Genomic DNA, 23,282 nt, shown 5'->3' on the forward strand with positions numbered 1-23,282 from the left:
TTCCTGGTGGCATCGCGAGCTGAGCAGAGAGCGTACGCCTATTTCCGAGTCCTGTCCCTCACGCTTGGGTGAGATTCGTTGCCGCAGTGCAACCTTGCTGACGTCATCCGGTCGTCATTTCGCCGCAGATAAGCTCATGCTGTTTGCGGCTCGCGGAACTTCGCGGGCGCAGCGGCGTAACTTCGTCTATAAGTGCCCACTCAGGGCCTTCCAACGGGATCCTTTTCGGGGAGCAGACATGAGCATTTTCGGGAAAATCATGGGCGCAATCTTCGGCAGCCATGCGGCTTCCGCTGCGCCCGCCGGCGGCGCACCCGCGGGCAGCGCGCCTGCGCCTGCAGGGGCCGCGCCGAGCGGATCCGCGCCAGCGTCTGCGCCCGCAGCAGCGCCTGCCCAAACGGTGGACGTCGCCGCGATCGTCGACAAGGCGGCCGCCGCGCATAAGGGCGAGAAGCTGGAGTGGCGCACCTCGATCGTCGACCTGATGAAGGCGCTCGACGTCGATTCAAGCCTGGCTGCGCGCAAGGATCTTGCCAAGGAGCTCGGCTATACCGGCGACATGAACGACTCCGCCAGCATGAACGTCTGGCTGCACAAACAGGTGATGTCCAAGCTCGCTGCCAATGGCGGCAAGCTGCCGCCGGAAATCAAGCACTGATCGGGCGCGCGTCAGGCGACGCCAAGTAACAGAAAAGGGCCCGCGAGATCGTGGGCCCTTTTGCGTTCAGGCGACCAGATCGGCATCCTCCGGATGCTTGTCGAGATAGTCGACGACGAAGCCGCAACCTGCGATCACCTTGTGGCCGTCGCGGCGGACCAACGCGAGCGCGCCCTTGATCAGCTCGGACGCAATGCCGCGGCCGCGTAGCGCACGCGGCGTCTCGGTGTGGGTGATGATGACAGCCGACGGCGTCAGCCGGTAATTGGCGAAGGCGAGCTCGCTGCCGACATCGAGCTCGAAGCGGCTCCTGTCCTTGTTGTCGCGTACCGATGCCGCCATGCCTGATCCTTCCAAAGCGATGTTCATTCCCTGATCTAGGCCCCTGAACCCTCGCTTGCCAAGGCGCGACCAAGGGAGGTCGCCGCAGGGGAGATATCTGCAAAATGCGTGTTCAGCTCGGTCTGATGGCCTTGCTCGCCGTGCTGGCCTTGGTCGCGCCGGTCCCGGCCGCAGCCGAGGGCGGTCCAGCGTGGGAAGCCTGTGTCAGGCTGACCAGCACGCCGGATGAGCGGGTGCAGGCTTGCTCGACGGTGATCGACAGCAAGAGCGAGGTTGGCCGCAGGCTCGCCGGCGCCTATTGCAACCGCGGACATGGTCTCACCGAAAAGCGCGAGCTCGATGCGGCGCTGTCCGACCTCGATGAAGCGCTGCGCCTCGATCCGAACTACGCCTGCGCCTACAACAATCGAGGCCGCGTCTACAGCTTCAAGCGCGACTATGACCGCGCCATCGCCGAGTACGACCAGGCCATCAAGCTCGATCCGTCGATGGCGGTGGCCTACAGCAACCGTGGCGAGTCCCGCTACAACAAGGGCGACATCGACGGCGCGCTCGCCGATTTCGACGCGGCGATCACGCACGATCCCAGCTATGCCATGGCCTATGCCAATCGCGGCTACGTGTACGCCCGCAAGCACGACACAGCCCATGCGCTCGCCGACTACACGATGCGGATCAAGCTCGCCCCCGATCTGCTGGCCTATATCGACCGCGGCAACGTCTATCGTGACAGCGAGCAGCTCGACCGCGCCGCCGCCGATTATGGCGAGGCGATCCGGCTCGCGCCGACCGATGCGCGCGGCTGGCGCAATCGCGGCATGATCCGGCTCTATCTCGGTGACAACAAAGGCGGCCTCGCCGATTACGACAAGGCGCTGCAATACGATCCTGCCGACGTGTTCTCCTGGAATAATCGCGGCCAGGCCCGGATGCGGCTCGGCGACACCAAGGGTGCGATTGCCGATTTTCGCAAGGCGCTGGAATTGAAGCCCGGCTTGCAGACGGCACAGGACTCGCTGAGGAAGCTCGGGGCGCTGTGATGCCCCGGTTCGGCTAGACCTTCACCAGGTCCTGATAGTCCGGATGCTTCTCGATCCATGCCTTCACGAACGGGCATTGCGGGATCAGCTTCAGGCCGCTCGCGCGGACCTGATCGAGCGCGCCCTGCACCAGCCTCGAGCCGACGCCCTTGCCGGCGAGCTCCTTCGGCACCTCGGTATGTTCGAACGTGATCACGTTGCCGTCGAGCTTGTAGTGCTCGGTCGCGAGATAGCCGTCTACCTCGAGCTCGTAGCGGTGATGGGCCTTGTTGTTGATCACATCGCTCATGATGTCTCCGGTCAGTTCTTCAGCGAGGCCGTCAGCATCTTGCGGATCGCCCAGGCCTCGCCGTCGGAGGAGCCCTTGATGTCGTCGATCTTCCAGCTGCCGGCCTCGCGCACGAAGTCGTAACGCACGATCTGGTCGGCGGGTTTGCGATCGTTGCGGTGGCCGGTGATGGTCACGGCCAGCGTTGCCTTGTCGGCCTCCGTCTTCTCCGCGTCAACCCTGAACGACTTCACGTCGGGTTCCTGCGAGTTGGTGACGGGATCGAAATCGATCGGGCCTACATCGCCCTTCGGCGTATGCGCATCCGCCTTGGCCCACAGCGTGACCAGCGCCTTGGAGAGATATTTTGCTTTCGCCGCCTTGTTCTCGGTGACGAAGCCGGCGCCACCATCGCCCTTGCCCTTGGCGGCGCGGGTGTAGATCGCAGTGAGTATGGATGTGGGGTCGTCGGCGGGCGCCTGCGCGAAGGCGGGCGAGGCGGCGACGACGATAGAAGCGACAATGAAGCTGCGGCGGGTGAGCATGGTTCGTCCCCGAGATGATGGCATGGCGACAGTGGCTGGGTAGCCGATGTCAGCGCGGTATCTCAGTAGACCGGCGCAACAGCCGTTCGGTTCAATCCGCCGCCTTGGCGAGCCGCGAATCTTCCGGCTGAGGTTTGGGGCGTAGGCAGCCCTGGCAGATGACCAGCGAGCGGACCGCGGCGTCCTGGTCGGCGTCGATTCCGTCGTGCTCGGGCTTGGCGGCGATGCGTGTTGCCCGGGCCGGCTCAGCGGCGCGCGGCTGATTGGGATTCTCGCCTGCGCCATCCCAGGCATAACGCGCGGGCTTGAACGCGGGGTCCGAAGCGAGGTGGGCTTGCGGGGCCGCGGCGCATCCGGCAAGCGCCAGCGACAGCAGGAGGAAGGCGGGCGCTTTGACCATGGTGCGGCACTCTGTACGCGAGGACTGAGCGAGGTTGCGCTGATCATGTTTAAAATTCCCTGAACGATGGGGCCGCGCCTGCGACCAACGCCTATGCGATATCTGCTCGTCCTGCTCACGATGCTCACGGCCGCGGCGCGCGCCGATGACGCCAAGCCGTTTGACCCCGCCGACTATCCGCCTGCCGTGCAGAAGGCGCTGCGTTATGCCCATGAGGAATGCGAAAGGCAGGGTGGCGGCGCCGTGACCTTTGGGCCTGATACGGTACGCAGGGTCGACCTCACCGGCGACGGCAGCGACGACTACATCGTCGATTTCCGCGATACCAAATGCGGCGAACGCGAGAGCACCTATTGCGGAACCGGCGGTTGCCTGCTGGACATCCTGGTGACGCTGCCGGACGGCAGCGTGCGCACCGTATTCGACGGCTATGTCCGCAGCTACACCATGGTGGCGCCGCCGATGAAGCGCGGCGCGACGCGCACCATCCGCTTCGACCTGCATGGTAGCTATTGCGGTGGTTTTGGTGCGCAGGCCTGCGTCAAGGAACGGGCGATCACGGCGACGCCGTTCGGGTTCAAAAAGCCGTAAGGCAGGTGCGCGGCCGGCGGCCTTGCTACGCCGCGGGCGATCGCGATAAATGGGCTGTAATGAGCGGGCGGTCAGCGTGCCGTTCGCCGTCGAAGAGGAAGCCCGATGCAGCCGCTCCGCATGTCCCGCCGCGTCATGAATCTCGCTTACATGCTGACGCAGAACGCGCGGCGGCATGGATCGCGGCCCGGGTTTGTCTGGGGAGACAGACCCTGGACCTGGCGCGAGATCGATGCGCAGGTTTCGGCGCTGGCCGCGGCGCTCGCTGCGCGCGGCATCGCCAAGGGCGATCGCATCCTGGTCCATTCCAAGAATGGCAACGAGATGTTTGTCTCGATGTTCGCCGCGTTCCGGCTGGGCGCGGTCTGGGTGCCCACCAATTTTCGCCTGATGCCGGACGAGGTTGCCTATCTCGCACAGGCTTCGGGCGCGAAGGCGTTCCTGTGCCATGTCGATTTCCCTGAACATGCCGCGGCGGTGACGGGCGGCGCGTTGGAGTTCACCTGGAGCGTCGACGGCAAGGCCTCGTTTGGCGAGAGGTCGGTGGCGGACGCCATCGCGTCGCGGGCCGGCGCCGTGGTCGAGAACGTCGCGGTTGAGCATGACGATCCCTGCTGGTTCTTCTTCACATCGGGCACCACCGGCCGCTCCAAGGCCGCGGTGCTGACGCATGGCCAGATGGGTTTTGTCGTCACCAATCATCTCGCAGATCTCACCCCCGGCGTGACGGAAGCCGACGCGTCGCTGGTGGTGGCTCCGCTGTCGCACGGCGCTGGCGTGCACCAACTGGTTCAGACCGCGCGCGGTGTCTGCACCGTACTGCTGCCGACCGAGAAATTCGACATCGACGAGGCGTTCCGCCTGATCGAAAAACATCGGGTCGGCAATCTGTTCACGGTGCCGACGATCCTCAAGATGATGGTCGAGCATCCCGCTGCCGACAAATACGATCATTCCTCGCTGCGTCACGTGATCTATGCCGGTGCACCGATGTATCGCGAGGACCAGAAGGCCGCGCTCAAAAAGCTCGGCAAGGTCATCGTGCAGTATTTTGGCCTCGGCGAGGTCACCGGCAACATCACCGTGCTGCCGGCAGCGTTGCACGATCCCGAAGACGGCCCGCACGCGAAGATCGGCACCTGCGGCTTCGAGCGCACGGGCATGCAGGTCTCGATCCAGGACGACGAGGGCCGTGAACTCGGCGCGAACCAGAGCGGCGAGATCTGCGTCATCGGGCCAGCCGTGCTCGCTGGCTATTACGACAACCCTGAGGCCAACGCGAAGGCGTTCCGCAACGGCTGGTTCCGCACCGGCGATCTCGGCCACATGGACGAGGAGGGCTTCGTCTACATCACCGGGCGCGCGTCGGACATGTACATCTCTGGCGGCTCCAACATCTATCCGCGCGAGATCGAGGAGAAGATCTTGACGCATCCAGCCGTCGGCGAGGTCGCCGTGCTCGGCGTGCCCGATGCGACCTGGGGCGAGGTCGGCGTCGCGGTCTGCGTTGCGCGCGAGGGCGCGAAGCCGGTCAGCGAAGCCGAGATGGCCGCGTTCCTGTCGCCGAAGGTGCCGCGCTACAAGATGCCCAAGCGCTTCTTCTTCTGGGAGACGCTGCCGAAATCCGGTTACGGCAAGGTGCCGAAACGCATGGTGCGCGACGAGCTCGAGGCGCGCGGGCTGCTCGACCTCGACAAGACCAAGACGGGCTGAACGCGGACCATGCGGAGCATCAAGCAGCCGGGCGCGCCGGTCCCCGAGCGTATCCAATGGGTGGAGGCGAGGGGACGCGCCTTTTCGTTCACGCTTCAAGCCGGCTTGCCGCTGCTCGAAGCGGCCGGCCGCGGATTTGCTGCCGAAGGGTTTGCCGGCGGCGTGCTGAATTTCAGCCAGGGGGCGCTCGGGCCGTTTGGCTATGTCATGCCGGCGCTGTCGAAGACTGGCGAGAATGCAGCGTTCTACAGCGACACCTATCGGCCTGCCGGCGTGACGCGTACCAGGCTCGGCAGCATGACGTTGGGATCGCGCGACGGTGCGCCGTTCTTTCACTGCCACGGGCTCTGGACCGAGGCGAATGGCAAGGCGAGCGGCGGCCACATGCTTCCGGATGAGACAGATATCGCCGAGCCGTTCGAGGTGCAGGCTTTTGGGATCGACGGCGCGATGTTCACTGCCGAGCCTGACCCCGAGACAAATTTCAAGCTGTTTGGGCCGATAGCCTTCGCGAGCAGCGGTGCGCGCACGACGAGCCGCGCCCTCGCGCTGCGGCTTCGCCCCAACCAGGATTTTGCCGGCTCTCTCGAGGCGTTTTGCCGCGAGCGCGGCATTGCGCGCGCCAAAATCCACGGCGGCGTCGGTTCGACGATCGGCGCGCGCTTCACCCATGGCGGCGTGACCGAGCCGTTTGCCACGGAGCTCGCGATCACCGCCGGGACGATTGCGCCTGCTGCGTCCGGCGTGCTGGAGGCGGCGCTCGATGTCGCCCTGATCGACTACACGGGCGGAATCGCCGAGGGCCGCCTGATCCGGGGCGACAATCCCGTGCTGATGACCATGGAGCTGGTGCTGGAGGTCTTGGGTTAGCCTCGGCAGCCTCACGCGGCGGAGTCGATCCGATCACCACGGGCTGGCGCGCATTTTTGCCATCGCCAAGTACGTCGATTCACTGATGCCTGACGTCCCTGAGTTCGATCCCTGGAAGAGATCGAGCACGGGCGAGTAGGTCTGGCTGGCGTTCTTTGCGTCATACATGGCCGAGAAGCGGCTGAGCAGCTTCGCAACTTTCGTGGGATCGCCGAGATCCCTAAGATTGAGGTACTTTTCCACGATCTTGGCCTGCTGATCGATCTGCATCGACGCCATCTGATCGGGCAGGTCGAAGGCGGTTCTGAACACCTCCGAGAGAGCCTTGTCGGCGAGAATGTCGTAGGCAGACGTGACGTGTCCCGCCATGCGCTGGAAATACAACGCCAGGCGCACGCCCGGATTGGCATCGCCCTGCTGCTGCTCCAGGCTTTGCTCGAGATAGTTTTTTTGCGTTGCCAGGAATTGATCTCGCTTTTGCGGTCCCACCATCGGCAGCCGCGCGACGTTGCCATCCTTGTCGAAATTGAACGACGCTGCGATCTCGGCAAAGCGAGGATCGCTTTCCGTGTTTGCGAAGCTCTTGGGGTCATTCAAGTCGGAGGCGAATATCTTCTTGAGATAGGCGGTACTCACCTTCGCCGGGTCCAAACCCTTGCCGACAAGAACGAAGTCGACCAGCTTCGTGTTTGCGAGCAGGTCGGAAACGCTCTTGATGCCGCCGATCGCCTGTTGATAGCTAGATGCGTCTTTCTGGGCCTGAGCCTTGATCTTTGCCTGATCCTGCGGGCTCGCAAATTTCAATTTCGCAATGACGTAGTTCTTGGCGATATCGAGAATTTCGGCTGCATCCTGGGCCGCCAGCGGCGTCGTCAGATTGCCCTTGGCGTCGAAGTTGAACGCACGCGCGAGCTTGACGTAGCGATCGTCCTTGAGCGTATAGACATAGCTTTTGGGGTCGCTGAGGTCGCTTTCGAGAACGGCCTTCACGGTCGATTGCGGGACTTGTGTGGGATCGAGGCCGACGGCCGCCAGCGCAAAACCATACGCGCCTGGCGCGGAGACCAGCGCCTGGAGTGAAGTCACGCTAGGGATAGCTTTTCTGAATTGCCCGATCACCACAGCTTCCTGCAACGGGCTTGCCGCTGCATAGACAGCCGATTTGCTGTCGTTGAATTTCTGGTTCGTGCTGGCAAGGTTTGCGGCGGTCTGCGCTGACATCCCCGGTGGAAGCGAGCCGTCGGGTGAAAAATCGAACGCGCCGGCCAAATCCATGAACCCGCCGGTCGTCGCGATCGCGTCGTTGGTGCTGGATATGCTTGTTACCGCCGATTGCAGGCGATATCGTTCGACCAATATCTGCACCTTCAACTGATTGACGTCAGCGCCGGGCTGCGACAGTTGCGTCGTGTAGTCGGCGATCTTCGCGCTGGCGTCGGTGGCATCCGATTTGGCCTGGGCAAGCTGGGCCTTCAGGCCATCCAGCTTGGACGCGAACGTGACATTGACGTAGCTGTTCGGATCGGATGGGTCGCTGGTCAGGACCTGCTTGATCGTGTCGCGCGGCCATTTGCTCTGATCGATCCCGAATGCCGAGGCGACATAGTTGCGGAGGCGATCGTCACTCAGAAGCCGGTCGACGCTGGTCACGGTGCCGATCTTGGCATTGTAGTATTTCGCGTCGGCGGCAACGGAATCGACGTTGCTCTTCATGGCTGCGGTGTACAGCCCGATCATGTCGTCGGTCTGGCTTTCCGATTGCGCGACCTTGGTTGTGCCGCCGCCGAAGGAAAATGCCGCGGCGAAGTCCCGGTAACGCTTGTCGATCAGCGTGTTGGCGAAGCTCTTGGGGTCCGAGAGATCGCTCTGCAGCACCTTCTTCATGAAGGCCTTGGCGTAGGCCATGTCCTCCAGGCCATAGGCCTTCGTGACGTAGTGATACAGGCGATAATCCTTCATCAGGTCGTCGACGCTATGCACCTTGCCGATGTTCGCCTTGTAGTAGGCGGCTTCGCGCGAGACGTCCGATTGCTGCGCCACCCGCGTCAGGGACTGCGTGAGATTGCGCGCGATATAGCTGTAGCTGAAATAGGTGGACACCATGGGCAATTCCTGACGGCTCGTCGGAGCTTGTTGGCAGGTCCTGGACGTCCGTCATTCATTGCCGGGTCGCAAGGTAGAAGACTGGCCTCATGCCAGCAGGCAGAAACATTGTTACATTTTGTTGCTGCGATTCTGGGTGACAACTTCAGGTGTCGCTTGCGTCCAAGCGCCGCATCGTAAGGGGTGCTTCCAGCAAGCTCCGCGCAAGCAAGCGCGAGTAGGAGTCTTCGTTGTCTTGTATTTGCAATCGCGGACACGTCTTCGCCATCTCGCGGCACGTTGTGCCCGAGCTTTGCGGTGATGCGCCCTCGAAAGTGCCGAGGGCGCAGGGAAGGCCGGGAGCCGGCTGGCACCCGCGGATCCACTGTGCGTTATATGCCAAAAAAGTCTGCACAGCGGCGTACAGGGCTGCCTGGATATCCCGGCCGTTCCCTGCGCAGTGGGTTGACGGCTTATGTCGTGCTCTCCCCGGGGACGATGCACTAATGCCCCGTCGCCATGCAGATGACTGATGCGCGCGCCCGGTTGGACAGCGTGCATCACCACAAGACTTGGCGCGCAGCCTTCGGGCGCCAGGACCACACGATTTTGCCGTATGCAGGCTGCACCGGTCGTTTGCGCGCGGCATTCGCTCACGGTTTCCCGCCCTGCGAAGGACCCTCGCGCCAATGCGGCCTGCATCCACCACGTCCCACCCGCGTGTGGTGACGATCGCGATACGCCCCTCGGACCGGGTAGGGTGGATCCCGTATGCGCTAATTCCGAATTCTAGTAAAGCGAATTATTTGCGGCGGAGGCATTGACCGCGCGGTGGTGTGTTTTGCCTGTCGCGCGACACAACGGATAGTGGGGTGCGAACAGTGGTGGATTATGCTTCGCCAATCCACCCCACGTTTCCGCACAAGGTATTCGCGATCTCATCCATCTGGGCGAACATGTGATCCGGCGCAAGCGCCTGCAACGCGGCGGGAGCAGCATAGCCCCAGCTGACCGCGCCGCAGGCAGCGCCGACCGCCCGGGCCGCCTCGATATCGCGGACCTCGTCTCCGATTGAAATGACGTTTTTTGGGGTGACGCCGGCGCGTCGGATCACGCGGCGGAATTTCGCGGGCTTGCCGAACACCGAGGCCGCGCAGTCGAAATGCTGGAAGAGCGCAGCCGACGCACCGAGCTTCTGCCGCGCATTGGCCTCGCTGTCCGACGTCACCAGCGCAAGCTGCACGCCGTTCCTAGCCAACATCCGCAGCATGGCGTCAGTGCCTGCAAACAGCGAAATCTCGGCTGCTGCCTCGCCCTTCAGCCGCCGCGCATACCGCGCGATCGCCGGCAGCTTCCACACCGGCACTTCGAGGCGACTGAGGATCTCCCGTGTCGAGGCATGCCGCAGCCCCTCGACATCCTCATCCCGCACACGCCGAAAGCCGAAGCGGTCGGCGACGTCGTTGATGGTGCGCAGGAACCAGGGGAAGCTGTCGACCAGCGTGCCGTCGAGGTCGAAGATGGCGAGGGAGTAGGGCATGAGGAGGGCACACTGCGGGCGACACGCTGACAGATGCTATATTGTATTCGAAGAGGTGGCAGATGTCGGAGCTACTGGCAAGAATTACGGTTAACCCGCAACCTATGCCTGGACGCCCGCGCATTCGCGATCTGCGCATAACTAGCCATGCCTGATTGGTGCTCAGCTTCCCGATCGCAGCTTGCGGACGTGGACATTGATGTCGAGATCGATGTCCTTGATGCAGGTCTGTGTCGTCCGATGCGAGCCGCCCTCGTGCCAGCGACCATCGCGCGCCCGGGCGCCACGGACGTTGGCGAGCTTCAGGCATCGCCATTGCGGCAGCGGTCCGCTACTCTGGCCGCCAAATTGCCAGGCCAGCACGGCTTCCTCACCGCCCTTGTCAGTGCCGATGATATGTGGGCAAAGCTCGCGATGTCGGCCCTCATAGACACAGGTCACCTGCTGCTGGGCGAGGATGGCGTTGCGGAAGAGTTGGTAGGTTCGGCTGGGCATCGCTACCTCCAGATCGCCTCATCTGGCATTGTCGCACGCTTGAGTGTAGAGGTGCGCGACTGGAAGGAAAACCATGCCGATCAGTGACACCCAGCTCAGCAAATTTCTGAGCCTAGTCCTGCGCCACCAGCCGGAAGCGATCGGGTTGGTGCTGGATTCGCAGGGATGGGCCGGTACCGACGACCTGATCGCCAAGGCAAATGCCGCTGGCACAGAGTTTGGTCGCGACGATCTGCTGCGTGTCGTCGCAGAGAGCGACAAGAAGCGTTTCTCACTGTCCGCCGATGCACATCGCATTCGCGCTGCACAAGGCCATTCTGTCTCGGTTGAACTTGGCCTGGCGGCGCAGGAGCCGCCGTCGGTCCTGTATCACGGAACGGCAACCCGGTTCGTCGAAGCCATCCTGTCCGAGGGCCTGAAGCCGCAGGCGCGCCAGCAGGTGCATCTGTCCTCCGACGAGGCCACGGCGGAGCGTGTCGGTCAGCGCCACGGCAAGCCGCATATATTCAAGGTTGATGCCGACGGCATGCATGCCAAGGGATTCAAGTTCTTTCGCGCGGACAATGGCGTGTGGCTGACCGACCATGTGCCGCCCGAGTTTCTGGCGTAGCTGACGTCAGGGTTTCCAGATGGTCCCCTCGGTCCAGCCGAGTTCGGCAAACTCGGCGGCCCGAAGCGGAGCTTCTCCCTCGGCAAAGAACTCATCGAGCTGAGGCGGCGCGACTGAGGTTTCGGACAGCATGGCATGGGCCTGCCCGCGGTGATGGATCTGATGCTGGAACAGATGCATCAGCAGCCGGTCGCGGCGCTCGGTCTGGACGTGCGTGTCGCGGTTGATCCGGACAAGGCCGGCCAGAAGCTCTGATGTCAGCGCATCGCAGATGGCAAGCAGGCGCTTGTCCATGGCAGCCTGGGCCGACTTCAGCGCGGCAAGCGAGGGGTACGGCACCTCGTTCGCCCAGGCGCGCGGCCCGAGCCAACCACCTTCGAGCGCATCGATGTAGAAGAGGTCGATGACGTAGATGTGGTTCAGCGTGCGTTGGATGCTCGGGAAGAAGCCGGCCCGCGCGGCTTCAAACTCGGCCTGGCTGAGGCGGGCGCAGGCGGTGAGCAGGCGATGGTTCGCCCACGCATTGTTGTAGGCGAACGACCGATAGGTCTGCACGAGTCCTGAGGACACAACTATTCTCCGTGGACCGATCTGTCGGCGGACTACGGCCGCAATCTACTCCGCCGCCTCGCTCGTGCTCCGCCGCTTCGGTTTCCGCGCCTTCTTCAGCACCGGCTCCAAAAACTTGCCCGTGTAGCTCCGCTGCGCCTTGACGATATCCTCGGGCGGGCCCCAGGCGACGATCTCGCCGCCGCCGTCGCCGCCTTCGGGGCCAAGGTCGATGACCCAGTCTGCGGTCTTGATGACTTCGAGATTGTGCTCGATGACGACAACTGTGTTGCCCTGAGCGACCAGCTCGTGCAGCACTTCCAGCAGTTTCTTGACGTCGTGGAAGTGCAGGCCGGTGGTCGGCTCGTCCAGGATGTAGAGCGTGCGGCCGGTGGCGCGCTTGGACAGCTCCTTCGCCAGCTTGACGCGTTGGGCCTCGCCGCCTGACAGCGTCGTCGCTTGCTGGCCGACATGGATGTAGTCGAGACCGACGCGGTGCAGGGTCTGGAACGTTTCGCGCACGCGCGGGACCGCCTTGAAGAACTCGGCGGCTTCCTCGACGGTCATGTCGAGCACGTCGGCGATGGACTTGCCCTTGAACAGGACCTCGAGCGTCTCGCGGTTGTAGCGCTTGCCCTTGCAGACGTCGCAGGTGACGTAGACGTCGGGCAGGAAGTGCATCTCGATCTTGATGACGCCGTCGCCCTGGCAGGCCTCGCAGCGGCCGCCCTTGACGTTGAAGGAGAAGCGGCCAGGCTCGTAGCCACGCGCCTTGGCTTCGGGGAGCCCAGCAAACCATTCGCGGATCGGCGTGAAGGCGCCGGTGTAGGTCGCGGGGTTCGAGCGCGGGGTGCGCCCGATCGGCGACTGGTCGATGTCGATGATCTTGTCGATATGCTCGAGGCCCTCGATGCGATCGTGAGGCGCTGCGCCTTCGCTGGCGCCGTTGAGCTTGCGCGCGATCGCCTTGTAGAGCGTATCGATCAGCAGCGTCGACTTGCCGCCGCCGGACACGCCTGTCACGGCGGTGAACAGGCCGAGCGGAATTTCGGCGGTGACGTTCTTGAGGTTATTGCCGCGCGCGTTCACCACCTTGATGGTGCGGCGATGGTTCGGCGGGCGCCGCTCCGGCACCTCGACCTCGAGCTCGCCGGTCAGATATTTTCCGGTGAGCGATTTCGGATTGCGCATGATCTCGTCGGGCGTGCCTTCGGCAACGATGTTGCCGCCATGCATGCCGGCGCCGGGACCGATGTCGAGCACGTAGTCGGCGAGGCGGATGGCGTCCTCGTCATGCTCGACCACGACCACGGTGTTGCCGAGGTCGCGCAGCCGCTTGAGCGTATCGAGCAGCCGCGCGTTGTCGCGCTGGTGCAGGCCGATCGAGGGCTCGTCCAGCACGTAGAGCACGCCCGTCAGGCCCGAGCCGATCTGCGAGGCCAGGCGGATGCGCTGGCTCTCGCCGCCGGATAGCGTGCCGGAGGAGCGGGAGAGGGTGAGATAGTTGAGGCCGACGTCGAGCAGGAAGGTCAGGCGCTCACGGATTTCCTTCAAGATTCGGCCGGCGATCTCGTTCTGCTGCGCGTTCAGCGTCTTAGGCACGGTCTCGAACCAGGCACCGGCGCCTTTCACGGACAGCTCGGAGATCTCGCCGATATGCTTGCCGCCGACCTTGACGCAGAGCGCTTCGGGCTTGAGCCGGAAACCGTTGCAGGCGCCGCAGGGTACGTCATGGAAATACTTTGCCAGCTCTTCGCGCGCCCACTCGCTTTCGGTCTCGCGGTAGCGGCGGTTGATGTTGGTGATGACGCCTTCGAACGGCTTCTTGGTGTCGTAGGAGCGGACGCCGTCCTCATAGGAGAACTTGATCTCGTCCTCGCCGGAGCCATGCAGGATCGCGTTCTGGGTCTTCTTCGGCAGATCCTTCCACTTGGTGGTCAGCGTGAACTTGTAGTGCTTGCCGAGCGCGGTCAGCGTCTGCACGTAATAGGGCGACGATGATTTGGCCCAGGGAGCGATCGCGCCCTTGCCGATCGCGAGCTCCTTGTCGGGGATGACGAGGTCCTCGTCGACATGCTGCTCGACGCCGAGGCCGCCGCAGGCCGGGCACGCGCCATAGGGGTTGTTGAACGAAAACAGGCGCGGCTCGATCTCGGGGATGGTGAAGCCGGAGACGGGGCAGGCGAATTTTTCCGAGAACAGGATGCGCTCGGGTCCGCTCTTGTCGTGGATCTTTGCGGTCTTCTTTTTCTCTTCGACCGGCGCCGCCGCCGGGCTGTCGGCGAACTCGACGACAGCGAGGCCCTCGGCGAGCTTCAGCGCGGTCTCAAAGCTTTCGGCGAGGCGCTGGCCGATATCGGCACGCACCACGATGCGGTCGACGACGACGTCGATGTCGTGCGGGAATTTCTTGTCCAGCGTCGGCGCTTCCGCGAGCTCGTAGAACGTGCCGTCGATCTTGACGCGCTGGAAGCCCTTCTTGAGCCATTCGGCGAGCTCTTTCCGATACTCGCCCTTGCGCCCGCGCACGACGGGCGCGAGCAGATAGAGGCGGGTGCCCTCGGGCAGCGCCAGCACGCGGTCGACCATCTGCGAGACGGTCTGGCTCTCGATCGGCAGGCCCGTGGCCGGCGAATAGGGCACGCCGACGCGCGCCCAGAGCAGGCGCATGTAGTCGTAGATCTCGGTGACCGTGCCGACGGTCGAGCGAGGATTCTTCGAGGTCGTCTTCTGCTCGATCGAGATCGCCGGCGACAGGCCGTCGATCTGGTCGACGTCAGGCTTCTGCATCATCTCCAGGAACTGGCGCGCATAGGCCGACAGCGATTCGACGTAGCGGCGCTGGCCCTCGGCGTAGATGGTGTCGAAGGCGAGCGAGGATTTGCCGGAGCCTGATAGCCCGGTGAACACCACGAGCTTGTCGCGGGGAATCTCGACGTCGATGTTCTTGAGGTTGTGCTCGCGCGCGCCGCGGATCGTAATTGCGCGCAGGCTGGAGCCCGCGTTCTGCTGTTGGCGCTTCGCCTTGATCACTTCATCCATCCGATTTGCCCTCAAGGAATCCAAAAGCGCGCGATCGCGCCAACGTGCAGGCGCGCTTCGCCCGGAACCGGGATCGGCGCCAATGGGGTTGTGAGCGAACGTAGGAAGAACGAAGGCGGATTTCCAGTGGGACTTGCGAATCGTCAACGGATTGTTGGGTCGCTGGCGGGACTTGGCAGCAGCGCCGGGCAATCGAGGCCGACGGGACAAACAAAAAGGCCGGCGCGAGGCCGGCCTTTCGTGACGATCTGACGTCGGTCGCGAAGATCAGTACTGAACTCAGTACTTGGCAACGACCGGGCCATTGAAGTGGTAGTTCACGCCGAGCTGCACGGTGTGCAGGTTGAGCGTGCCGGTCGGCAGGGCGCCCGAGAAATAGGTCTCGCCGCCGAGGCTGCGATACAGGTACTCACCCTTGACCGACCACTGCGGAGCGATGAAGGCCTCGACGCCGGCGCCGACGGTCCAGCCCGAGTGGAACTGGCTGTCGGAGATGCTCACACCGAGCGCGGAGAGGGTGATCTTGTTGTCGATCCAGGCGTAACCACCGGTGCCGTAGAACAGCACGTTGTTGACGGCGTAGCCGATGCGGCCGCGCACGGTGCCGAGCGCGTCGGTCTTCGAGTTCGCGGTCACGACACCGAAACCGGGAACGGTGGCCGCAGCGGAGGCGCTGACGTCAGCCCAGGAGCCATCGGCCTCGATACCGAACACGACGTTACCGGTCTGCCAGTTGTAGCCGGCGGTGCCGCCGACGAAGCCGCCCTGCATCCGCGGGCTGTTCGCATCTTCCCAGGCGCCGCCGCCGACGAGACCGAGGTAGAAGCCGGTCCAGTTGTAGACCGAGGCCATCGCCACGGGAGCCTTGGTGTAGGGGCGCGCCGCCAGGTCGGCAGCCGAAGCGGCGCCAGTGAGGGCGATCAGAGCGGCCGAAGCCAACAAAACCTTCTTCATTTTCAACTTATCCCAGTCCCAGTTTCTGTTGTTGCCTTCCGCAAGATCGGAAGGGCATCGGACGTTCCGGTCCAACTGATGACGTGCTTACACCACCAAAGCTGCAAGTTGTGTCTCTCAAAAGCCACAACAAATACAAAATGTAACGATCGCTGACCTATGGTTCCCGCTCGGGAACAGAAAAACAAAAGGCCGGCGCGAGGCCGGCCTTTTATTCTCGAACGATTCCAGGTGGATCAGTACTTCGCGATGACAGGGCCGCCCCAACGATAATTGACCCGGACGAGACCCATGTCGACATTCTGGCCGATTCGGTCGGTCTGGAATGCAGTGCCACCGGGCGCATTGAGCGTCAGAGTTCTGCTCCCCAGGAAGATGTGGTCGTACTCGAAGCCCACCGACCAGTTCGGCGCAAAGCCGAACTCGACGCCGGCGCCGACCGTGCCGCCCCAGCGGTTGTCGCTGGTCGAGGCGAGCAGGGTGCCGGCTCCGGCGAGTCCGGGCGCGGTGTAGATATTGAACTTGTCGGCGATCACGGCACCGCCGCCCTTCACGTAAAACAGCACGTTGTTCCAGGCGTAGCCGACTTGGCCCGTGATCAAGCCGAAGGCGTCGATCTTCGAGCGGTTGCGCTGGGTCAGGATGAGCGTGCTGACATTGTCACCGGCGAAGTCGGCCCAGTTGCCCTGACCTTCGAGGCCGAACACCCAGTTGGCGGACTGCCAGCGGTAGCCGACCTGGCCACCGACCGTGCCGCCGGTCGCATTGTGGCAACCCTCGCCAAGCAGCGCGCCGGTGGTCGGCGCGACGAAGTCCCAGCACTTGTGGCTCGATCCGCCACCGCCGTTGATGCCGATGTAGAAGCCGCTCCAGTCATAGATGGTGGCGATCATTGGCGCCGGCGCCTTGGTGTAGGGACGCGCCGCAAGATCGGCTGCACTCGCCGGTGCAGACAGGCCCAAAGCAACAATACCGATTGTACTGAACAGAATTTTCTTCATTGCGGTCTCCCCAGTGTCGTCCGCTCCAGTTGTCCCCTGAAGCGGTCAATCAGGCGCGACGCCCATTCGAACCAATTCCGACTCAACGGTAGTCCAATCGGGCGGCAGAGTCCGTCTCTGGAATGCAACAGTCGTCAGGCAATTGATCTGGCCTAACCTAATGAATGTTAAGCGCTTTCTTGCCTTTCCGGTTCCAATTCATGGCGCCGTGCATAGCGGCATTTGATATCGTTTGCACGCTTGGGTCGCGCCAATTTCACCGGGAACAAATCTGGAACACATGTTCGATCGGTGCTATATGTGGGGATAACCGAGGGCGTGCCGGGCCGATCGGCCCCTGTAAGCGTATAGGGTCGACCCAACAGGCGGCAGCGCGGGCGCGCCTTTTCGAAATTCAGTGGCATTTGGAGTGGAGAGCGGCGATGGCGGGAAGCGTCAACAAGGTCATTTTGGTCGGAAATCTCGGCAAGGATCCGGAAATCCGCCGCACCCAGGACGGGCGGCCGATCGCGAATCTGAGCATCGCGACCTCCGAGACCTGGCGCGACAAGAACAGCGGCGAGCGCAAGGAAAAGACCGAGTGGCACCGCGTCGTGATCTTCAATGAAGGGCTCTGCAAGGTCGCCGAGCAGTATCTGAAAAAGGGCGCCAAGGTTTACATCGAGGGCGCGCTCCAGACCCGCAAATGGACCGACCAGAGTGGCGTCGAGAAGTACTCGACCGAGGTCGTGCTCCAGGGCTTCAATTCGACCCTGACCATGCTCGACGGCCGCGGCGGTGGCGGAGGAGGCGGCAGCTTCGGTGATGAGCCGGGCGGCGATTTCGGCTCGTCCGGTCCGGTCAGCAGCGCACCGCGCCGCCCCGTGGCTGCTGGCGGCGGTGGCCGCAACAACGACATGGACGACGATATCCCATTCTAAGGCCAAGCGGGCTTCGGCTCGGCTCGTGTAAAGCGACAGAGCTTCTTGCCAATTGGCGGGCTCAGCTTGGCTTTTCCTGGCTGGCCTCATGTATTGTCTCAAGCCTTTGACTAGGCGTGATGTGAATGATATTAACTTCATGTTAATCTTGTTCACATGGTCGGCTCCCCGGTCGAAGAACGTGCCACATGAGCCTCGCGCCGCTGCTTGATGCTGCTCCGGCGATCCCGTTGCATGCCTTCGCAGCGATGGCGGCGTTCGTGCTTGGCCTCGTCCAGTTCGCGGCGCCCAAGGGCACGCTGCCGCACCGGACTATCGGCTGGATCTGGGTCGCGCTCATGGCCGTAGTGGCGGCCTCGTCGTTCTGGATCCATGAGATTCGCCTGGTCGGATCGTTCAGCCCGATCCATCTGCTGTCGATCTTCACACTGGTGATGCTGCCGCTTGCGGTTTGGCGGGCGCACACCCACCGCGTAACCGATCACCGGCGCATCATGATCCTGATGTTTGCTGGCGCGCTGGTGGTGGCAGGCCTGTTCACGCTGCTGCCTGGCCGCATCATGCACCACGTGGTTTTCGGGACTTGAGCGGCGGTTCCCGGCGGCTCGCTCAGGCCGCGCCCCGGGCGGTGACGGGTAGGGCGTAAGTCTCTGGAAAAACAGTCGGAAAAAGCGCTTTCCGGAAGCCCCCAAGGGTGGTTATCAGGGCGTCGATGCGCTATATGATTCCCAGATAAAATCTCACCGGATTCCCCTTTGGCTGACGACGACAACAAGCCCGGCGACCAGCCGGCGCAACCCTCGGACATTCGCCCCGTCTCCATTTTCGAGGAGATGAAGAAGTCCTATCTCGACTACGCCATGAGCGTGATCGTGGCGCGCGCGCTGCCCGATGCCCGCGACGGTCTGAAGCCGGTGCATCGCCGCATCCTCTACTCGATGAACGAGCAGGGGCACACGCCCGACAAGAAGTACGTCAAATCCGCCCGCGTGGTCGGCGACGTCATCGGTAAGTATCACCCGCACGGCGACCAGTCGATCTATGACGCGATGGTCCGCATGGCGCAGGACTTCTCGATGCGCGTGCCGCTAATCGACGGCCAGGGCAATTTCGGCTCGGTCGACGGCGATCCCCCCGCCGCCTATCGCTACACCGAAGCGCGCTTGACGAAGGCGGCGCTGGCTCTGCTGGCCGACATCGACAAAGACACCGTCGACTTCCAGCCGAACTACGACAACAACGAAACCGAACCGTCGGTTCTTCCGGCCAAGTTCCCGAACCTGCTCGTCAACGGCGCCGGCGGCATCGCGGTCGGCATGGCGACCAACATCCCGCCGCATAATCTCGGCGAGGTCATCGATGCCTGCGTCGCTTTGATCGACAATCCTGCGCTGACCATCGACGAACTCATCAATATCGTGCCGGGACCGGATTTTCCGACCGGCGGCGTCATCCTCGGACGTCAGGGCATCCGTTCCGCCTATCACCTCGGCCGCGGCTCGATCGTCATGCGCGGCAAGGTCGCGATCGAGAACATCCGCAAGGAGCGTGAGGCGATCATCATCAGCGAGATTCCCTACCAGGTGAACAAGGCGACGATGGTCGAGCGCATCGCCGAACTGGTGAAGGAAAAGAAGATCGAGGGCATCGGCGACCTGCGTGATGAATCCGACCGCGAAGGCTACCGCGTTGTCATCGAATTGAAGCGCGATGCCGTGCCGGATGTGGTGCTGAACCAGCTCTACAGATTCACGCCGCTGCAGACGAGCTTCGGCGTCAACATGGTGGCGCTGGATAGCGGCCGTCCGCGGATTATGCATCTGAAGGACCTGTTGGCGATCTTCGTCGACTTCCGTGAGCGGGTCGTCACGCGGCGGACCAAGTACCTGCTCGCCAAGGCGCGTGATCGCGCGCACATCCTGGTCGGTCTGGCGATTGCGGTCGCCAATATCGACGAGATGATCCGCGTCATTCGGACCTCGCCAGACCCGGCCACTGCGCGCGACACCCTGATGTCGCGCGACTGGCCGGCACGGGACGTCGAGGACATGCTGACGCTGATCGACGATCCACGCCACCGCATCAGCGAAGACGGCACGATCCGGCTGTCGTTGGAGCAGGCCAGGGCCATTCTCGACCTCCGCCTGCAGCGCCTCACGGCCCTCGGCCGTGACGAAATCCGCGACGAGCTCGACACGCTCGCCGGCGAGATTGCCGATTATCTCGATATCCTGCGTTCGCGCGCCCGTGTCCTGGACATCGTCAAGACCGAGCTTGCCGAGGTGAAGGCGGAGTTCGCCACGCCGCGCAAGACTGTGATCATTGAGCAGGAAGGCGAGGTCGAGGACGAGGACCTGATCCAGCGCGAGGAGATGGTCGTCACCGTCTCGCACGCCGGCTACGTCAAGCGGGTGCCGCTGTCGGCCTATCGCGCCCAGCGCCGCGGCGGCAAGGGCCGCGCCGGCATGCAGACCCGCGACGAGGATTTCGTCAGCCGCCTGTTCGTGGCCTCCACGCACACGCCGGTGCTGTTCTTCTCGTCCCGAGGCCAGGTCTACAAGGAGAAGGTCTGGCGCTTGCCGATGGCCGCGCCGAACGCGCGCGGCAAGGCGATGATCAACATCCTGCCGCTGGAGCAGGGCGAGCGCATCACCACCATCATGCCGCTGCCCGAGGACGAATCGACCTGGGCCAACCTCGACGTGATGTTCGCCACAACGGGCGGCAACGTCCGCCGGAACAAGCTGTCCGACTTCGTCGACGTCCGCCGCTCCGGCATCATCGCCATGAAGCTCGACGACGGCGAGGCGATCGTCGACGTGCAGATCTGCACCGAGCATGACGACGTGCTGCTGACTGCGGCCGGCGGCCAGTGCATCCGCTTCCCGGTCCCTGACGTGCGCGTCTTCACCGGGCGCACCTCGATGGGCGTGCGCGGCATCGCGCTTGGCGAGGGCGACAAGGTGATCTCGCTAGCGATCCTGCGCCATGTCGAGACCACGTCCGATGAGCGTTCAGCCTATTTGAAGATGCGCCGCGCGGTCGCCGGCGAAGCTGCGGCGGAAGAGCCGGCAGCGGATGCCGAGGCAGAGGAGACCTCCGGCAGCTTCCAGCTGGCGCAAGAGCGCTATGCCGAGATGTCGGCGGCCGAGCAGGTCGTCCTCACCGTCTCCGTCAACGGCTATGGCAAGCGGACTTCGTCGTACGAGTACCGCACCACCGGCCGCGGCGGCAAAGGCATCGTCGCCATGAGCGTCAACAACCGCAACGGCAACCTGGTGGCGTCCTTCCCCGTCGAGGATGCGGATCAAATCATGCTGGTCACCGACAAGGGCCAGCTGATCCGCTGCCCGGTCGAAGGCATCCGCATCGCGGGCCGCTCGACGCAAGGCGTGATCGTGTTCGACACCGCCGAGGACGAGCACGTCGTCTCGGTCGAGCACATCACGGAAGAGGCGGAGAGTGGGAATGGCGCGAATGGGGAGACGAGCGGGGATTGATGTGTCATCCCCGTAGCCCTGATGGCGCAAAGCGAAATCCGGGTTGCTTGCCATACGCTGAGAGACCCCGGATTGCGCTTCGCGCCATCCGGGCTACGCACTTGCCCTAGATCTCCAGCTCCGTCCCGAACTCCACGACCTGCTTGGTCGGCACGCCGAAAAACGCCGCTGACCGCTCGGCGTTGCGCTGGAGGAAGGCGAACAGGCCTTCGCGCCAGACCCACATGCCCGGAACGTCCTCGCGCGGGATGATGGTCTCGCGCCCGACATAGTAGGTGATGTCGGAGAGATCGATGCCGGGCAGCTTGCCCTGGCGGCAGACGAGCTTCAATCCGTCATAGATCGTCGGGTTCTGCATGAAGCCGTAATGCAGGATCACGCGGGTGATGCCGGGAATGATCTCGATGATTTCGGCGCGGTCCTCGTCGGCGATGTGCGGGGATTCTTCGATCAGCACCGTCACGAGGAGGATTCGCTCGTGCAGCACGCGGTTGTGTTTGACGAATTGCGTCAGTGCGAGCGGCACACCCTTCGGCGCCGAGGCTAGGTATACGGCTGTCCCGGGCAGCCTCGCCTTACACTGGTTGACGGCGGTTTCGATCAGGTCCTCCTCCGGCTGGCGCAGCCGGGCGCGGGCCGCCTCGACCAGCTTCACGCCGGCGCGCCAGGTCAGCATCAGGAAGGCGACGAGGCCGGCGAGCAGCAGCGGAAACCAGCCGCCCTCGAACAGCTTGATCGAGTTGGCGGAGAAGAAGATCACGTCGATCACGAAGAAGAAGCCGTTCACGGCCACCACGAGCCACGGCGAATAGCCCCACTGGATCGCGACCAACGCCGCGAGCAGTGTGGTGATCGCCATCAGCAGCGACACCGCGATGCCATAGGCGCCGGCCAGCGCATCCGAGGTGCCGAAGCTCAGCACGGCGCCGAGGGTTGCCGCGGCGAGCAGCCAGTTCACCAGCGGCACGTAGATCTGGCCGATCGCATCGCTCGTCGTGTGACGGATCTGCATGCGCGGCAGGAAGCCGAGCTGGATCGATTGCTGGGTGAGCGAGAACACGCCGGAGATGATGGCCTGCGAGGCGATCACGGTCGCAACGGCCGAGAACGCCACGAGGCCGTAATGCAGGAAATCAGGGCAGAGCTGGAAGAACGGATTCTCGATCATCGAGGGATCGGTGATCAGCAGCCCGGCCTGGCCGAAATAGTTCAGCACCAGTGCCGGCAGGCAGATCGTGAACCAGGCGAGTCGGATCGGCAGACGGCCGAAATGCCCCATGTCGGCATACATCGCCTCACCGCCGGTGACCGCGAGGAAGGCCGCGCCCAGGATCGCGAAGGAGACCTGGAAGTCCTGGTGGATCAGGAAGTCCACGGCGTAAAACGGGCTGAGCGCCGCGAGCACCGCCGGCGCCTTGAGGATGCCGTGGATGCCGAGCGCGGCCAGCACGATGAACCAGGCCAGCATGACCGGTCCGAAGATGCGACCGATGAAGCCGGTGCCTTGTTTTTGCATCACGAACAGGCCCACCAGGATGGCGATCGTCAGTGGCACCACGACCGGCGAAAGCGAGGGAGCGTCGACCTTGAGTCCTTCGATGGCCGATAGCACCGAGATGGCCGGCGTGATCGCGCCGTCGCCATAGAGCAGCGCCGCGCCGACCAGGCCGACGACCAGCAGGTGCGCGCGCCAAGTGCCGGGCTGGGCGTGACGGGCATGCAGCAGCGCCAGCAGCGCAACGATGCCGCCTTCGCCGCGGTTGTCCGCGCGCAGGATCAGCAGAGCATATTTCAGCGAGATGATCAGCAGCAGCGCCCACAGGATCAGCGAGGCAACGCCGAGGACAGCGTCTTGTGTCACGGTGCCGCCATGGGCGGCCGCCTTGGCGGCTTCCTTCAGCGCATAGAGGGGGCTGGTGCCGATATCGCCATAGACCACCCCGAGGGCGCCCATGGTCATTGCAAGCGGAAGCGGATTGGGATGATGGCCGGAAGCGACTGCGGGCGTACTGGACAAATGCAAACCCCTCAATGGGACCTCGCCCGTCGGGCCATTCCGAGGGGCGCGCGCGCCAAACACTCTGCGACGAGACGTCGCAAATTGCCATGGGGTTTCTATCGGGGTTTGTGCCGGCGTTTTATGACGCCAGCCTGACAATCCG

General features: G+C 63.6%; 21 protein-coding genes. 9 read left to right on the plus strand and 12 right to left on the minus strand.

The genetic code is table 11. From position 1 onward, the window contains the following. Positions 1-238: 238 nt before the first annotated feature. Positions 239-658, plus strand: coding sequence for a DUF3597 domain-containing protein (locus tag L6639_RS13745; protein WP_237862207.1), 420 nt, complete (start codon positions 239-241; stop codon positions 656-658). 66 nt (positions 659-724) lie between these two features. On the opposite strand, the gene L6639_RS13750 is transcribed toward L6639_RS13745, so the two are convergent. Next, positions 725-1,000 (minus strand): GNAT family N-acetyltransferase, encoded by a 276-nt coding sequence (locus L6639_RS13750; protein WP_237862567.1) that lies wholly within the window; start codon positions 998-1,000, stop codon positions 725-727. A gap of 104 nt (positions 1,001-1,104) precedes the next feature. Here L6639_RS13750 and L6639_RS13755 point away from each other — a divergent pair, with 104 nt between their 5' ends. Continuing rightward, on the plus strand, positions 1,105-2,040 hold the full coding sequence (locus L6639_RS13755; RefSeq protein WP_237862209.1) for a tetratricopeptide repeat protein: 936 nt from the start codon (positions 1,105-1,107) through the stop codon (positions 2,038-2,040). A gap of 13 nt (positions 2,041-2,053) precedes the next feature. Here the strand turns inward: L6639_RS13755 and L6639_RS13760 are convergent, their stop codons facing one another. From L6639_RS13760 to L6639_RS13770, 3 genes are all read right to left on the minus strand, one after another. Continuing rightward, positions 2,054-2,329 carry a GNAT family N-acetyltransferase gene (locus tag L6639_RS13760; RefSeq protein WP_237862211.1) on the minus strand — a complete coding sequence of 92 codons (276 nt, stop codon included), beginning with the start codon at positions 2,327-2,329 and terminating at the stop codon, positions 2,054-2,056. An 11-nt stretch (positions 2,330-2,340) separates the two neighbouring features. After that, on the minus strand, positions 2,341-2,853 hold the full coding sequence (locus L6639_RS13765; RefSeq protein WP_237862213.1) for a DUF3828 domain-containing protein: 513 nt from the start codon (positions 2,851-2,853) through the stop codon (positions 2,341-2,343). 91 nt (positions 2,854-2,944) lie between these two features. After that, positions 2,945-3,253: a hypothetical protein gene (locus tag L6639_RS13770; protein ID WP_237862215.1), complete on the minus strand. Its 309-nt coding sequence runs from the start codon at positions 3,251-3,253 to the stop codon at positions 2,945-2,947. 93 nt (positions 3,254-3,346) lie between these two features. Here L6639_RS13770 and L6639_RS13775 point away from each other — a divergent pair, with 93 nt between their 5' ends. The 3 genes from L6639_RS13775 (at position 3,347) to L6639_RS13785 (ending at position 6,427) form a co-directional block, all read left to right on the plus strand. Then, positions 3,347-3,844 carry a hypothetical protein gene (locus tag L6639_RS13775; RefSeq protein ID WP_237862217.1) on the plus strand — a complete coding sequence of 166 codons (498 nt, stop codon included), beginning with the start codon at positions 3,347-3,349 and terminating at the stop codon, positions 3,842-3,844. Positions 3,845-3,949: 105 nt separating this feature from the next. After that, positions 3,950-5,557, plus strand: coding sequence for an acyl-CoA synthetase (locus tag L6639_RS13780; protein WP_237862219.1), 1,608 nt, complete (start codon positions 3,950-3,952; stop codon positions 5,555-5,557). Positions 5,558-5,566: 9 nt separating this feature from the next. Beyond that, the gene (locus L6639_RS13785) at positions 5,567-6,427 is read left to right on the plus strand and encodes a PCC domain-containing protein (RefSeq protein ID WP_237862221.1); all 861 of its coding nucleotides are present in this window, start codon (positions 5,567-5,569) and stop codon (positions 6,425-6,427) included. A gap of 33 nt (positions 6,428-6,460) precedes the next feature. On the opposite strand, the gene L6639_RS13790 is transcribed toward L6639_RS13785, so the two are convergent. The 3 genes from L6639_RS13790 to L6639_RS13800 all read right to left on the minus strand — a co-directional run bounded on the left by L6639_RS13790 (position 6,461) and on the right by L6639_RS13800 (position 10,544). Then, positions 6,461-8,530: a DUF1217 domain-containing protein gene (locus L6639_RS13790; protein WP_237862223.1), complete on the minus strand. Its 2,070-nt coding sequence runs from the start codon at positions 8,528-8,530 to the stop codon at positions 6,461-6,463. 868 nt (positions 8,531-9,398) lie between these two features. Further along, positions 9,399-10,049 (minus strand): HAD-IA family hydrolase, encoded by a 651-nt coding sequence (locus L6639_RS13795; protein WP_237862225.1) that lies wholly within the window; start codon positions 10,047-10,049, stop codon positions 9,399-9,401. 162 nt (positions 10,050-10,211) lie between these two features. Next, complete coding sequence (locus L6639_RS13800; protein WP_237862227.1) at positions 10,212-10,544, minus strand: hypothetical protein; 333 nt, start codon at positions 10,542-10,544, stop codon at positions 10,212-10,214. 73 nt (positions 10,545-10,617) lie between these two features. Between L6639_RS13800 and L6639_RS13805 the strand changes: the two genes are divergently transcribed. After that, complete coding sequence (locus L6639_RS13805) at positions 10,618-11,154, plus strand: RNA 2'-phosphotransferase (RefSeq protein ID WP_237862228.1); 537 nt, start codon at positions 10,618-10,620, stop codon at positions 11,152-11,154. Between the two features lie 6 nt (positions 11,155-11,160). Here the strand turns inward: L6639_RS13805 and L6639_RS13810 are convergent, their stop codons facing one another. The 4 genes from L6639_RS13810 to L6639_RS13825 all read right to left on the minus strand — a co-directional run bounded on the left by L6639_RS13810 (position 11,161) and on the right by L6639_RS13825 (position 16,700). Beyond that, positions 11,161-11,724, minus strand: coding sequence for a DinB family protein (locus tag L6639_RS13810; RefSeq protein ID WP_237862230.1), 564 nt, complete (start codon positions 11,722-11,724; stop codon positions 11,161-11,163). Between the two features lie 45 nt (positions 11,725-11,769). Continuing rightward, on the minus strand, positions 11,770-14,745 hold the full coding sequence (gene uvrA / locus L6639_RS13815) for an excinuclease ABC subunit UvrA (protein ID WP_237862231.1): 2,976 nt from the start codon (positions 14,743-14,745) through the stop codon (positions 11,770-11,772). Between the two features lie 279 nt (positions 14,746-15,024). Continuing rightward, on the minus strand, positions 15,025-15,699 hold the full coding sequence (locus tag L6639_RS13820) for an outer membrane protein (RefSeq protein ID WP_237862233.1): 675 nt from the start codon (positions 15,697-15,699) through the stop codon (positions 15,025-15,027). A 236-nt stretch (positions 15,700-15,935) separates the two neighbouring features. Continuing rightward, positions 15,936-16,700: an outer membrane protein gene (locus tag L6639_RS13825; RefSeq protein ID WP_237862235.1), complete on the minus strand. Its 765-nt coding sequence runs from the start codon at positions 16,698-16,700 to the stop codon at positions 15,936-15,938. Between the two features lie 422 nt (positions 16,701-17,122). On the opposite strand from L6639_RS13825, the gene L6639_RS13830 reads away from it, so the two are divergent. The 3 genes from L6639_RS13830 to gyrA all read left to right on the plus strand — a co-directional run bounded on the left by L6639_RS13830 (position 17,123) and on the right by gyrA (position 21,120). Beyond that, positions 17,123-17,620: a single-stranded DNA-binding protein gene (locus tag L6639_RS13830; protein ID WP_092234768.1), complete on the plus strand. Its 498-nt coding sequence runs from the start codon at positions 17,123-17,125 to the stop codon at positions 17,618-17,620. Between the two features lie 188 nt (positions 17,621-17,808). Beyond that, a complete protein-coding gene (locus tag L6639_RS13835; protein ID WP_237862237.1) occupies positions 17,809-18,207 on the plus strand; it encodes a DUF2306 domain-containing protein in 399 nt (132 codons plus the stop codon). A 168-nt stretch (positions 18,208-18,375) separates the two neighbouring features. Next, complete coding sequence (gyrA, locus tag L6639_RS13840; RefSeq protein WP_237862239.1) at positions 18,376-21,120, plus strand: DNA gyrase subunit A; 2,745 nt, start codon at positions 18,376-18,378, stop codon at positions 21,118-21,120. Positions 21,121-21,226: 106 nt separating this feature from the next. On the opposite strand, the gene L6639_RS13845 is transcribed toward gyrA, so the two are convergent. After that, positions 21,227-23,080, minus strand: coding sequence for a potassium transporter Kup (locus L6639_RS13845; RefSeq protein WP_237862568.1), 1,854 nt, complete (start codon positions 23,078-23,080; stop codon positions 21,227-21,229). Positions 23,081-23,282: the final 202 nt, after the last annotated feature.

The organism is Bradyrhizobium zhengyangense (assembly GCF_022012555.1).
Taxonomy (GTDB): domain Bacteria; phylum Pseudomonadota; class Alphaproteobacteria; order Rhizobiales; family Xanthobacteraceae; genus Bradyrhizobium; species Bradyrhizobium zhengyangense.